Annotated in this window: 9 protein-coding genes; 4 read left to right on the forward strand and 5 right to left on the reverse strand. The window is 41.8% G+C overall.

What is annotated here, in order from left to right:
- Positions 1–436 precede the first annotated feature (436 nt).
- The 4 genes from ABVZ64_RS01805 to ABVZ64_RS01820 all read left to right on the forward strand — a co-directional run bounded on the left by ABVZ64_RS01805 (position 437) and on the right by ABVZ64_RS01820 (position 4,660).
- Complete coding sequence (locus ABVZ64_RS01805; protein ID WP_352399347.1) at positions 437–1,705, forward strand: Zn-dependent hydrolase; 1,269 nt, start codon at positions 437–439, stop codon at positions 1,703–1,705.
- Between the two features lie 120 nt (positions 1,706–1,825).
- A complete protein-coding gene (locus ABVZ64_RS01810) occupies positions 1,826–2,569 on the forward strand; it encodes a DUF5058 family protein (protein ID WP_352399348.1) in 744 nt (247 codons plus the stop codon).
- Between the two features lie 4 nt (positions 2,570–2,573).
- Positions 2,574–3,242, forward strand: coding sequence for a hypothetical protein (locus tag ABVZ64_RS01815; RefSeq protein WP_352399349.1), 669 nt, complete (start codon positions 2,574–2,576; stop codon positions 3,240–3,242).
- A gap of 176 nt (positions 3,243–3,418) precedes the next feature.
- On the forward strand, positions 3,419–4,660 hold the full coding sequence (locus ABVZ64_RS01820; protein WP_352399350.1) for a DUF2812 domain-containing protein: 1,242 nt from the start codon (positions 3,419–3,421) through the stop codon (positions 4,658–4,660).
- A 118-nt stretch (positions 4,661–4,778) separates the two neighbouring features.
- On the opposite strand, the gene ABVZ64_RS01825 is transcribed toward ABVZ64_RS01820, so the two are convergent.
- The 5 genes from ABVZ64_RS01825 to ABVZ64_RS01845 form a co-directional block, all read right to left on the reverse strand.
- A complete protein-coding gene (locus ABVZ64_RS01825; RefSeq protein ID WP_352399351.1) occupies positions 4,779–6,221 on the reverse strand; it encodes an APC family permease in 1,443 nt (480 codons plus the stop codon).
- A gap of 1,032 nt (positions 6,222–7,253) precedes the next feature.
- Positions 7,254–8,696 carry an APC family permease gene (locus ABVZ64_RS01830; RefSeq protein ID WP_352399352.1) on the reverse strand — a complete coding sequence of 481 codons (1,443 nt, stop codon included), beginning with the start codon at positions 8,694–8,696 and terminating at the stop codon, positions 7,254–7,256.
- Positions 8,697–9,893: 1,197 nt separating this feature from the next.
- Complete coding sequence (locus ABVZ64_RS01835; RefSeq protein WP_352399353.1) at positions 9,894–10,172, reverse strand: LysM peptidoglycan-binding domain-containing protein; 279 nt, start codon at positions 10,170–10,172, stop codon at positions 9,894–9,896.
- On the reverse strand, positions 10,169–13,666 hold the full coding sequence (locus ABVZ64_RS01840; RefSeq protein WP_352399354.1) for an S-layer homology domain-containing protein: 3,498 nt from the start codon (positions 13,664–13,666) through the stop codon (positions 10,169–10,171). The genes ABVZ64_RS01835 and ABVZ64_RS01840 overlap by 4 nt, the downstream gene beginning before the upstream one ends.
- Positions 13,663–13,917, reverse strand: a 255-nt coding sequence (locus ABVZ64_RS01845; protein ID WP_352399355.1) for a hypothetical protein, incomplete at its 5' end; no start/stop codon positions are given. The genes ABVZ64_RS01845 and ABVZ64_RS01840, both read right to left, overlap by 4 nt.

A 13,917-nucleotide genomic window follows, 5' to 3' on the forward strand; every position in this document is an offset into this window, starting at 1 on the left:
GCATCCATCCTTGCAAATGCACTTTTTTAAGAACAAATCCCCAAAGTATCAGTTATTTTACTAAAATCAATATAGCCCTTCTATTTCAAAAATGCGTTTTTACATGAAAATGTCTCGCTTCTTTCGATTCTTCCCTAACTATTTCTACAACTTTCTACAATAATTATCATTTTTTAGTAAAAAACCTTAATTATTTACAATTAAGAACATTTTTATCAATAATAAATTTATAATTTATGCATTCAAATGATTTTTTCCTTATTTTTTTCCTTTTTTTCATCATATTTTAATTTTTTTTACAGATTTTAGACGAAAATTCACTATTTGGTACAAAATATGCTGTATTATTTATCATCGCGATAAATAATTTTATACTATTCAACATTGTTACCCGTATCAAATGAATTGGAAACAAATTAAGAAGGAGATGTTTTAAATGTATCTTTGCGACGTGAAAAGAATGGAAGACAAAATTACAACATTTGCAAAATTTGGCGATGCAGGTCATGGTGGTATCACAAGATATTCCCTCTCCCCTGAGGCTATTCAGGCAAGAGACGAATTTGTAAGAAGAATGACAGCCATTGGCGCTACTATTGAAACTGATGATTTGGCTAATATGTATGCTACTATTCCTGGTTCTGATCCAAACGCAAAAAGAATTGTAATGGGTTCTCACTGCGACTCTGTTAAAAATGGCGGAAATTATGATGGTATTTTAGGCGTTATTGGCGCTATGGAAGTATTGGAAACAGTAGTTGCAGAAAAAATCCCCCATAAGCATCCATTAACAGCAATGATTTGGACAAACGAAGAAGGCTCCGAGTTCCCTCCCTGTATGATGAGCTCTGGTACAGTTTGCTATGATTATATGCCAGAAAGATTTAGAGATAATTTCGAATTCAACAAAATGATGGCATCTAAGTCCATCTTAGACCCAGAAATGACTTTTGGCAAAAAATTGTCCACCTTCAAATACAAGGGGGAAAAAGCAAACAGAATCAATCCTGATCAATACAAGGCGATGTTTGAACTTCATATTGAACAAGGTCCTATTTTGGAAGATGCGGGTAAAGATGTTGGTGTTGTTACCTGTGTACTGGGTCAAATGCTTTATAGAGTTAAGTTCTATGGACAAGCAGCCCATGCTGGCACATTCCCTATGAAAAAAAGAAAAGATGCATTCCATGCAGCATCCGAGGCACTTTGCTATCTCCATGAAGAAATTGACAAATTAGGGCATGAAGACTTAGTTTACACAACTGGTGAAGTTGTGATTCACCCTTGTGTGAACACTGTTATTCCCGACTTTTTCGATTTCTCCATTGACGTAAGACACGAAGATCCAGCAGTTCTCAATCAGGTTCGTGAAATACTGGCATCCTTGGAAACAAGACAGTGGCAAGGATGTCAGTGTGAAGTCGTTCTTGGCTGGAATCGGGATACCGTTTACTTTGATAAAGAGTTGATCGGCTATGTTAGAGAAGCCGTAGAAGAATCTGATATTCCTCACATGGATATTAATTCGGGTGCTGGTCACGACGCACAATATATCTCATATATGATCCCTACTACAATGATTTTTGTTGTATCGAAAGATGGCCTTTCTCATACAGAGGTAGAGTACTCTACTACTGAACAATGTACAAATGGTGTAAGCGTTATGTTAAATGCAGTTTTAAAAGCTGATAAAGCAGAAGACTAATCAACCAATGAACTTCAAATTTGAAAGACATACCCTCGGTGGGACTTAATCCATACCCCACCGAGAACCACTTATACCAAGGCATATGAAATAGCCTTTATCATTTGAAAGGAGCGTATTATGAATTCATTTTTATTAACGGCTGATACAATGACAAACAAGGCCTATCTTGAAGTTGCCAATTCCCCAATGATGTGGGCTATGGTAATCCCCACTGTTATTATGGTTTGTATTCAAGCTTATATTTTTATTCAAGATGCAATTAAAGCAGGCCCCATTGTAGGTCTTACAAAACAAGACACAAGGGAGGCTATGCGTGCTGGTGCAATTTGTTCTATCGGACCAGGGCTTTCCATGTTCACTGTTATGATTGCTTTGATGAGTATTTTAGGTGGACCCTTCGCTTGGTTAAGACTTTCTATTATCGGCACTATCACAACTGAAATGTTGGGTGCAACCGCAGCTGCAACAGCAATGGGTGTGGATTTGGGCGGCCCAGATTATGGTATTACTGCTTTCTCCTGTGGTGTTTGGGTAATTACATTGAACACATGGGGCTTCTTCATTGTTAACCTTTTGTTTGCCCATAGAATGGAAAAAGTAAAAATGGCAGTAGAACGCCATGATGCACATATGTTTGACGCTGTAGGCCTTTGTGTAATGATCGGTTGTGTTGCTATGTTCCTAGCTGGACAGATGGTTGGCGGCACTGGCAAGTTTATCGCAGCAATCGCAGGTTTTGTTATTATGACAATATTGGTACATATCTCTGAAAAATATCCAAAATTGAAAGAATACAACCTCGGTCTTGCTATGTTGGCAGCAATTTTTATTGCACAGTTTATTGTTCAGATAGGAGGTTAATACTATGAGTAATGTTGATATTGATAAGCGGTTTCATGAAGAATATACTGTTAAAATGATTAAGCGTGGTCGATTAACCACCTTAATTGCAGCCTTGTTAACCTTTATACCAGCCTTATATTTATGGTTAGCTTTAGGGTATAAGCCATCTTGGAGTATGATTGGACAAGGCTGGGCAATTATTGTATCATCCTATTTAATTATTTATTTTGTTGAGCCATTGGGTTTTTATCCAGTAATGGGTCTTTCCGGTATTTATATTGGTTATTTAGCAGGTAATATCCCCTCTGTTCGTCTCCCAGCTATGCTCTCCGCACAGTCAGCAACCGGTTGTGAAGCTGGCACAAAAAAAGGCGAATTAGTTGGAACTATTGCAATTGGTATGTCTGTTTTTGTTAACTTGGCTTTCGTTACCCTTGCCGCACTCACCGGTGTAGCCATTCTAAATGTATTGCCACCCTTTATTGTTAGCGCATTCGACTATACTCTACCTGCAATCTTAGGTGGCGTTGTTGCACAATATTTTAAAAAGAACAAAGTCTTTGTACCTTTAATCTTAGTTCTTTGCGTAATTCTTCAAATTGCACCTCTGCCTAGTATTGTAAAATTCCCCAGTGCAATTTTACTTAGCTTCGGAATTGGTTATGTAATGTATAAAAGTAAAAAGAAATAGTTTCTGAATTCCATAGAAATTAGCTTTGCCTAGCAAAACGATAATAAATTTCTTTTGGGTGGCGGTAGATTTACCGCTACCCCACTTTTCTATCAAGGTATGTCTTTATAAATCTGAAGGTATACCTTGGTTGAAAATCCAAAGTAACAATTGGGAGTTTTAGAAAGGATGATTCTATGAAACAAGCTTGCATTAAAATATTTTCTTTCCGACCTGAAGATTTTCGTCAAATGGAACAATACTTAAATAAAATGCTTGAACAAGGTTGGCGTCTACGTTGGTGTAAAGGAACATTAGCCGGCTTCGAGCGGACAGATAATAAAGACCTACATTATACTGTAGATCCCTACGCCGTTTCCTCCCCATCTAACTTTAGACGCTTTCCTAAATTTCGTTTGAATGAATATATGGAGAACGGTTGGTATGCCATTGGTAAAAGTAAAGGGTGCTACGTTTTTTGCAGTGATAATCCGAATCCCCAGATGCCCGATTTAGACGAAGATTTGCGTGAAAATGTCATAAAAACATCGTATATCGGATCCGTAATTTTAGCTATCATTCTTTCAATCATTCTTATAAAATCAATCAGTACTCCCGCCATCTTATATAGCATTCTTTTGACAGATATCTATATCGTACTAACAGGCTTGGTTTTATTCTTGATTCTGTATCACGTTATGAATATTATTTTCCTACTGGCTACAAAAAAACAGTCTGATCCAAGGCAAGGCTGTATCAGATACATCGTTCATGATGTAATGATATTCATATTTTTAATCTTAGCCTTGTTTTTACAAGCTAGACATGAAAGTTCCATGATGAATTACTTGCTATTGCCTATTCTTGTTGTTGTAATAGGATCGATTATTTTAATCATTGTTTCAAAGAAAACAAAATCTGCTCAAGAAAGTAACAAACGCCTGATTCCTGTGATTTGCGTAATGAGCTTAATACTCTTTATCCTTATCCCTTTGTCAGTACATCGCCTACAAGAAAAAAGCAGTGAAAATAAAAAAATCCGCGCTGAAGAATTACTTACAGAAGTTGAACTTTTACCTGTAGCTCACCTCAGTGATTTTGTATCTGTGCCTAGTGTGAAAAACGCAATCAAAGAAAATAAATCCATATTAGGAGATAATCTTCTTTATGCAGAAGAATATGAAGATCTTTCTGTTTTCACCAACCGTACAGAAATGAAGTCGGATTTTTTTGCCAAACCAATTTTCAACTACCTATTTACACAAACACAAAAAGAACAAAATCAATCCTTTGAGGAAAATACCTTTCATGGTATTACATATTATAGCCTGAAAACTGCAAATACAATTTTATGGAGAGATGGCACTGTTGTTTATCTTTGCACCGCGCCTTCCTCTGTTCCAGAAGAAATGGTGTTAGATCTATTACTTTCCTACTGAATTCAGCAAAAGTACCTGCAGACAACAATTTGTTTATAAGAAAAAGCGCCATCCCATGTTGGATGGCGCCTTATTAAAAAATCAATATAGTTTAGGGGCACTCCTAAAAAAATAAAACTTAAAATTTTCCATCTTGCTTCATTTTTGTATACAGTATTTCTTCTACAGAGATGCCTTTCCATTGACCATAGATATAACGATTCTTAATGGTAAAGAAAAAAATAATACCTAACACAGCCCAGATCCCTAAAATGATAAACGAAGGAACGGACAAGAACCCCGGCATTCCAGGTACAAATGTAATAAACAAGAATATGGAAGAAACTGCTATGCCTAGTGCGCTAATCCACATCTGAACTTTATCTCCATCCCGCTTTGCAACTTTTGTTGCTGATGCGCATGTGTATGTAAAACCCATTGCTGCACCAACACATGTCATATCAACAATCCAAACCAAAACCTGACGCCCAAACCAAGGTGCAATCAATGCCAGTACCATCATAAACGCAATGGCAACTTTAGGTGTACCCTGTGGGCTTAAGTGAGCGAATTTAGAGGGCAAAGCATCTGCATAAGCCATGGAGTACAACAAACGACTAGACGCAATATAAAAACCGTTAATGCTAGCCACTACCGCACATAACATTGCAATACCAATGAATACAACACCAATATAACCAATTGATTTCATGACCATTTCTCCTGTTGCCCAGTCAGGGTTAGACGCCAGCATAGGTCCCCATGGATCAACAACGGCTGTGATAAAAACAACAGAAGAATAAATAATACCCCCGACCAAAATAGCGGCAACCATCAATCCCAACGCTGCTTTATGGGAAAAACTATATTCCTCTGCGGCCTGGGGGATGCAATCAAACCCAACAAAGCAATAAGGACAAAATGCCAATACTGCCAATACACCTGAGAACTTGGATTGTCCTTCCAAGAAGAAAGGTTTCAGGTTGTTGAAGTCAGGTTTTGATAACAATACACCAATTAATGCAAACATGACGGATGCAAACAAAGCAACTGCAACGAGAGTCTGGAACCAGCCAGCACTCTTGATACCACGCATATTTACAACACCCAATCCGATAATAAATGCGTAAGCCAAAGCAATTTCACCAAGGTATACATCCCACCCTGCAATGGTGTATAAATACCCAAATTGCAGTGGGGAACCTGGTAAGATATAGCGAGAAATCATTGCCAATGCAGTAGAGTTTAAAGGAATTAGCGACCAGTATGCCAAAACAATGAACCATCCACAAATAAAAGCATGTTTTTTACCAAACGCTGTATCAGCATAAACGAACTCACCACCAGAAAGCGGAAATTTGCGAATCATATAACCGTAGCTAATACAAATAATACACATAATGACTGCGCCAAGCATCAATCCAATGATGGAGCCAATTGGCCCAGCCTTAGGCAAAAAAGATGTTCCCGGCATAACGAAACAACCCCACCCAATTATTGCGCCTAAAGCCAATGACCAAATGTCAATCTTACGTAAGTCCTTCTTAAAAGCACCTTCCTGTTGTTGTTGGTTTCCAGACATAAGTTTTCCTCCTAGATTTAAAATTTTCTAGCTACTCTTAAAATTACATTACTCATAATTGCACTTGTGGTAACTTTTTAAATATGGAGTCCTTTTTGCACCACCTTGAGAACCCTGCCAAATTTTCAAGGTTTTGTACATAAATGAGGCAAAGGTATAGGAAATTGGGAATATAATCGTGCCTTGTCCATTTAGAACAAAAATTAGCTACAGGCCCATTTTTATAGAATTTCACTATAATGTATCCGCGGTTATACATTGAAATACCAAATTTAATAAATATAAACAAATATAAATATATTTATTTTATATTTTTAGCGATATTCTATAATATTATTTTAATGTAGTGCATCCCCTTGTGGTATAGTCAATATAAAATTAATTGATCAAATATTTCCCCTTCGTTTTTTCAACGAAAAAGTATCCCCCCAAGGGGACTGATTTTCATTCTCCAAAAATCGTCTCATTTTTGTAAAAATTTAAACTTTTTGAAGTTTCCAATGTCAAAAACAAATCATTTAGATTCTACTACCCATTTTCCCATTTTCCCTTTTGTACTTTTCTCCAAAAAAAGAAATCCTCTTCTGGTAATATTAAATCTCCCAAAGATTTATAAAACTACAAATTATTTTGTGCTGGAGCCCCTTTTTTTTGTTTCAGAGCACATCCCATGTCAAAATAATACAAAATACTCTTTCCTTTTAGAATAAAAACAATAATTATAGCTATCACCTTTCTCAATTGACTTTCATTATTTTCCCTTATCGTCTGCTACCATTGGCCTAAAACTTGCTTGTTCTTAATGTCCTATTCATTTTATTTCTTGTCACTTACTGACTTTCTCCTTTTCTTATCTGCTAAATTTTTTTCCTCTTATTCCCATATTCTAAATCACAAATAAATTTATCCTGTCTTTCACCATTTATATTAAGATGGAACAACCTAAAATACAAAAGAAACGCCATCCAAAAGAGGATGGCGTTTTTAAAAATTACTTAATTCTATTTATGTATTAAATCACTTTTGAAGTCATTATGCCTTTCCATCTTGCTTCATCTTTGTGTAAAGAATTTCTTCAACTGTAACACCTTTCCACTGACCATAGATGTAGCGATTTTTAATTTTCATGAAGAAGATAATACCCAATACTGTCCAAATACCTAAAATGATGAAAGAAGGAGTAGACAAGAATCCAGGCATACCAGGCACGAATGTGATAATCAAGAATATGGAAGAAACTGCAACACCTAATGCACTCAACCAAACCTGTGCTGTATCACCATCTCTTTTGGCAACCTTAGTAGCCGCTGCACATGTATATGTGAAGCCCATTGCTGCACCAACACAAGTCATATCTACAATCCAACCCAATACCTGACGACCAAACCAAGGAGCAACTAAAGCCAGAATCATCATAAAGAGGATACCATTCTTAGGTGTGCCCTGAGGTGTCAAGTGAGCGAATTTCTCTGGTAATGCATCCGCATAAGCCATGGAGTAGAGTAAACGGCTGGAAGCAATATAAAAACCGTTCATACTAGCTACTACCGCACAGAGCATTGCAATACCAATAAAGATTACACCAATATAACCGATGGATTTCATAACCATTTCGCCTGTTGCCCAGTCAGGGTTAGAAGCCAGCATAGGTCCCCATGGATCAACAACTGCTGTAATAAATACAACTGTGGAATAGATGATACCACCAACCAAAATAGCACCAACCATTAATCCTAACGCTGCCTTATGGGAGAAACTGTATTCTTCAGCTGCCTGAGGGATACAGTCAAAGCCTACGAAGCAATAAGGGCAAAAGGCTAATACGGCCAGAACCCCCGAGAACTTGGATTTTCCTTCCGCGAAGAAAGGTTTCAAGTTGTTGAAGTCAGGTTTTGATAACAATACACCAATCAATGCAAACATGACAGATGCAAACAAAGCAACTGCAACCAGAGTCTGGAACCAGCCTGCACTCTTGATACCACGCATATTTACGAAACCTAATCCAATGATAAATGCATAAGCCAAAGCAATTTCACCAAGGTATACATCCCACCCTGCAATAGTATATAGATACCCAATCTGCAGAGGAGAACCTGGTAAGATATAACGAGAAATCATTGCCAATGCAGTTGAGTTCAAAGGAATCAGTGACCAGTATGCCAACACAATGAACCATCCACAAATAAAAGCGTGTTTTTTACCAAAAGCTGTGTCGGCGTAAACGAATTCACCGCCGGAAAGAGGAAATTTTCGAATCATGTAACCATAGCTAATACAGATAATACACATAATAACTGCACCCAGCATCAACCCTATAATAGAGCCTATAGGCCCTGCCTTTGGCAGGAAGGATGTTCCCGGCATTACGAAACAGCCCCATCCAATAATTGCACCTAAAGCCAGTGACCAGATATCAATCTTACGTAAGTCCTTCTTAAAAGCACCTTCTTGCTGTTGTTGGTTTCCAGACATAAGTTTTACCTCCCTAGATTCAATAATTTCTTACTACCTCATAAAATAACATCACTTATAATTGCTGTTTGTGAAAACCTCTTGGAGTTTAAAATCCAAGCTTCAACAACCTGAGAATCCTGCCAAACCCTCAAAGTTTATAGTTTTCTATTACTTTTTAATGAACCGAAGGTAATCAGATTAGGGATAGTATTCTCCACCCTCGCTCATCATAAACAAACCTAAATTTCGGCTTGTTTTTATAGAATTTCACCATTAACTCATCCGCGGACAACCATGATTTTCCTTTTTAGTAACAAAACTCAATAAATAAATCATAATTGTTTAAACTTTTTTGGTGATATTCTATAATTCACTTTTAATATAACGTATCCACTTAATGTATAGTCAACAATAAAATTATTTTATTCATTTTTTTCTATGGTTTTGAATAGACAAAAGTATCCCCTTAGAGGACTGTTTTTAATTCTGCAAAATTATATTTACTCCTATTAAATATCAGTGTTTTTGCAGAAAATTAAGTCAATTCAAGAATGATAATCGGTTGTCAATGAATTTTTTTTATTTCTATCAGCTTTTTCCCTAAAAATCGACAATGAAAATTAGTGAAAAAAAATCTCCCACTTTTTTAATAATATATATTATTTTTTTCGTCTAGATAGGTTTATCTCTTGTGATGCGGCACATTTATTTACTATATTTAACAATTATTGATTGTTTTGTATTTGCCAAAACAGTGCTATTTTAATCCCCATATCTTTTATTCGACTTTTTCTCCCGTTACTACCCATCTGTTCCCCCCCCCCGACATTTTTCGACCTATGCCAGTAAAAGAAATTACATTAGATCCTGTGCTTTAAAAATAAAACAGAAAACAAATATTGTCTCTGTGAGGCCCTTTTCAAATATAATGCCCCTCAAAACACTTCTTCTAGGCTTCTATGTACTTTTTTTAACATCCAGCCCTTTTAAATGTCGTTAGATTTAATTCTTATACAGCAGTTTAGATTCTGCATAATTAAAGCATAAAAAAGACCATGGTGCATAAAAGCGACTGTGTCACAGGGACAAATTAAGAAACGCAAACTGAATACGGAAAAGCAAGGGAGGAAACCGATGTCGGTTTCCTCCCTTGCTTTCCCATCTTCGCCCATCCTCTGCCCATTAAGCTTAACGTTTTGAAAGGGAACCATATTTTTACTTCTCTGGCACCCGGAGTACATCGCTGGGGTGGATAATTGAGAACCGGCTTTTGTTATTCAATCGCTCCAGTTCACTCATGGTGCAGCCCAACTTATAGGCTATGCGCCAGAAGCTGTCGCCCTTTTGCACGGTGTAGGTGGTGTACCGCAGATTTTTCGGCACATCCGCGGTCACGCCGTACTGGTCAAAAGTATAGGTGGCTCCGTCGATGTCCTGCTTGCCGGTAAGGGGCTTGCCGTTTTCGTAGTACATCCATTTTCCGGAATCGTTCATTGTCCAGCTTTGGCCGTGTCGCTGGAAATCGCCAGCTCCACAAAACGGCGTAATACAGCGGACACCTCGGCTCTTGTGGCTGTACCCTGTGGGTCAAAGAGATTGCCGTTTTTGCCGCTGATCACGCCTGCCATTTGCGTCTGCTTCACGGCTTCCTTGGCGTAGGTACTGATTTTAGCGTTATCTGTAAAGATATTTTCGATATGAACCTTGGGCAGAGTATAACCGATGGTCTTGGCATAGTTGCTCATAATGACCGCCATCTGCTCACGGGTTATAGACTCATCCGGGGCAAACTTTCCGTTGCCTACCCCGTTTACAATGCTGTTTTTGCTTGCCCACTCAATGTAGCCCATATAGTAGGCGTCGTCTTTCACATCGCTGAAGCTGCTCTTTGCGTAGCCGCTCACATCGGCGTTTGCAAGCCTCCCCAGCGCCGTGACGAACATTCCTCTTGTCATGGCGGTGTTCGGGCTGAAGGTCGTAGCGGAAGTGCCGCTGAACAGTCCACGGCTTGCCACAAACTCAATATCTTCCTTTGCCCAATGGCCTGCAATGTCAGTAAATGCGGTGCCCGTTTGTTTATATCCGATGCCGTAGGTGGAAAAATGATCGGTGCTGAAACGCAGTACCTGTTCCACACTGTCATAGGCCGAGTTTATCAGCCAATGCACCGTGCCCTTGCTGTCCACATAGACAGCCTGTACATTCCCCGCCCTTTCATTTGCGCCGAGGGTATATGGAATAGTTACTGATACGCTGCCTGCGCCGAAGCTGCTGATCGCCTTACCGTTGCCGTAGTTCACCTTGAGGTCAAATACTGGCCGGCTGCCAATCACCTTTTTCGCCTCGGTCGTCAGCTTACCGCTGTCCGTACGGGTGGCGGTGATGTTGACATCCGATTTTGCCTGTTTGTTGATTTCCTGCACGGTAGCCAAATCCATGCCAATTCTGATGTTGGGGTTGTCCACCACCACAATGGTGTTGACGATTTTCTTTGCAATGATGGTATCCTGCACGGCCTTTGGAAGATTGACCGTAACATTGGAGCCGGTTTTGTTGCCAGTATCCACACGGAGAACCACCGTAATGCCATTTTTCTCCGTGCCGTTTTTCTTGACCTCATCCAATGCCTTGTCAAAGGCGTCCATTACAGTTTTGGCAGTGATATTCACCGTGACATTGCCCTTGCCGTCCACTGTGCCGGGAACCTTGATTTCCCCCTGAGTAGGTGAATTTGGCTTATCCGGTGCGGGTGGGGTGACGATGACAGGACTGCCGTTGTTGTTTGATGAGCTTCCTCCAACACCTCCAGAGCCACCGCCGCCGGTGTAAGTCCAATGAGCATAGTAGGTCACATTTGCATTGACGGTTGTGCCTGCGGAGATTTGAGTTCCACCGCTTGCCGCCGTATACCAGCCGTTAAAGCTGTACCTGCCGGAACGTGTCGGTGTCGGGAGCGTTCCTGCCGCCGTGCCGGGTGCAACCGAGCGTGAAGCTTCACTGACCGTGCCGCCGTTTGCGTTAAAGGTGACGGTGTAGTTCGGAACCGCCGTTACAGAGAAGCTCAGTTCTACCGTAGCGTCGGTGCTATGGTCGGTGCTTACAGTCAGGGTTTCATTGTAATTGCCCACCGCAAGACCGGTTTTCGGCGTAATAATAAAGGTAGCCGTGCCGTTTGCCGCCAGTGTTGTGGTCCTGAGTGCGCCTATCGTGTAGTTGGTGCTGGTCGGCTGGGTCAGCGTCACGCTGGAGTTTCCGGTGTTTGTGATGGTGATGGTCTGCGCTGCCGGGGCAATATAGCCGATTGTCAGCGGTTCGAAATCCTTGGTGGTCGGATTGGCTGTAATGGTGTAGCTTGGCGCAGGCGGTGTCAGCGTCGCGGTATAGCCCCAATTAGAATATTCCTCACTGACACGCACAGTTTCGCCGGAGTAGGTTGTACCGTCAATTGTCACGCTGACGCCGGTCTTGCCCAGGGGCAGGCAGACGGTGAGATTGCCGCTGTCGTCGGTCTTGAAGTCTTTCATCCCATAGGTATAGTCCAGCTCCGGCGTGACGGTCAGCTCGGTAACCGCCTTGTTTCCTTCACCGGGGATGGTGAGGACATACGGTACGACGGTGACGGGCGGTACCTGGCCATTGACCGCTACGCCACCAGAAAGGTTGAAGCCCATATTGCCGCCGGTGATAACCAGTGTAGAATAGGAAGGCACCGAAATTTTGCCGGGTGCAAGGGTGCCGCCGGAAATGTTAACAGTGGTGCCATTGGCGAGATCAATGCCAGAGCGAATTTCACCGCCGGTGATGTTCACGTGGCCCTTGATGCGCCCCAATTCCGAGCCGCCTAGCGCGAAGTTCTTCTCACTGCTTACCACACCACCGGAAATATTCACGACGCCGCTTGCCTTGTTACTGGTGATCGCATAACCATTGCCTGTGACCCCCGTGACCTGCGCTGTGCCGGAGATATTCACCACGCCGCCGCCGCTATTGTCGATGGCGCGGGCGAAATAATAGAGCCCAGAGACATATTGGTCCCCGGTTGCCTCCACGCTGCCGCCGGAGACGGTGATTGTGCCGGTGGACGCGTTATGGATTCCATAGCCGTAGACGCCGGTGGAGCGGATGGTGCCGCCCAGTACCTCCACTGTGCCGGTGCTGTTGTTCACAAGGGCTTTCCCTTCCTTTGGATCATACGTGTTTTCCACCACACCGCCGTCAGCGCTGTCCGTTATGGTCAGGGTCTTGTCCGACGTGCCGGTATAGGTGAGAGTTTGTGCCCAAGCCGAGGTCAGCTTTTTGCCGTTCAAGTCCAATGTGATCGACTTGTCGGTGATGCTGGCGGGCGCGGCCAGCGTTATCTCCTTCAGCAGTTTAACGGTCTCTCCAGTCTTGGCATGATACAAGGCGTTCTCAACGGTATCATAAGAATCCTTGGCCGCACCGCCTGAGTCAAGGACCACAGCCGCAATTGGCGGCATTTCGCCCACCGTCACGGTAATCTCCGGCAGCGAGGCACGGACCGTATAGCCCTCAATCTTCGGCGTAAAGACATATTCGCCCTCGGTATTCATGTCATAGTCGGGCGAAACCCATGTCACCGGAATATCCATGGTGGTTTCTTTCCATTCGGGTTCGGCCGCTTCACCTCTATCTTCCGGCTCGTCAAGCTCTGCTTCAATCGCAGAGCTTGTTGTCGCAACCGCTGCGTCGCCTGATGTTACACTCTCGTCCGGGCTGCCGGAATCCTGTGTGAGATTTTCGTCGGCAGGCACGGCTGTCCGTACCGTGACGGTCAGTATTTCGGGCAATACCAAATCCTGAATCGATGTGCCAAGGGCTCTTGTTTTTTCTGTTCCTGCAAGCGGCGCAAAGCTGATAATTTCTCCGCTTGTGCCAATGGTAACAGACGCTTCCTCCGCCATTGCCGAAACCGGCAGCAGGGTCACTACCATGCACAGTACCAGAAACATACTGAGTATTTTTTTCATATTGTCTGTTCCTCCTTGATATGTAAATTTGATTTTCCTTGTTCCAAAATCTTCCCCAACCTCCCGGTTTCTTCCTCGGTGGCGGGGCGAATATGGGGTTTCTCGCAGGCAGGGCATTCCTTTACCGCTCCCACCCGGCAGAATAAAAAGCCGCAGTCCTCGCAGGCGTAGGTCATGTCATGTCCCCCTTCCGCATAGACAGGCTGATTTTCTTCAAATCCCAAGGAGCTGCTTTTTCTTTGCCTCAAACT

The organism is Anaerotignum sp. (genome assembly GCF_040307045.1).
In the GTDB taxonomy this organism is placed as follows: domain Bacteria; phylum Bacillota; class Clostridia; order Lachnospirales; family Anaerotignaceae; genus Chakrabartyella.

Bases quoted from the DNA above. Each gene is read 5' to 3' on its own strand.
- ABVZ64_RS01825 (WP_352399351.1), bottom strand. From the start codon at position 6,221: ATGTCTGGAAACCAACAACAACAGGAAGGTGCTTTTAAGAAGGACTTA.
- ABVZ64_RS01810 (WP_352399348.1), top strand. From the start codon at position 1,826: ATGAATTCATTTTTATTAACGGCTGATACAATGACAAACAAGGCCTAT.
- ABVZ64_RS01820 (WP_352399350.1), top strand. From the start codon at position 3,419: ATGAAACAAGCTTGCATTAAAATATTTTCTTTCCGACCTGAAGATTTT.
- ABVZ64_RS01835 (WP_352399353.1), bottom strand. From the start codon at position 10,172: ATGAACGATTCCGGAAAATGGATGTACTACGAAAACGGCAAGCCCCTT.
- ABVZ64_RS01830 (WP_352399352.1), bottom strand. From the start codon at position 8,696: ATGTCTGGAAACCAACAACAGCAAGAAGGTGCTTTTAAGAAGGACTTA.
- ABVZ64_RS01815 (WP_352399349.1), top strand. From the start codon at position 2,574: ATGAGTAATGTTGATATTGATAAGCGGTTTCATGAAGAATATACTGTT.
- ABVZ64_RS01805 (WP_352399347.1), top strand. From the start codon at position 437: ATGTATCTTTGCGACGTGAAAAGAATGGAAGACAAAATTACAACATTT.
- ABVZ64_RS01840 (WP_352399354.1), bottom strand. From the start codon at position 13,666: ATGAAAAAAATACTCAGTATGTTTCTGGTACTGTGCATGGTAGTGACC.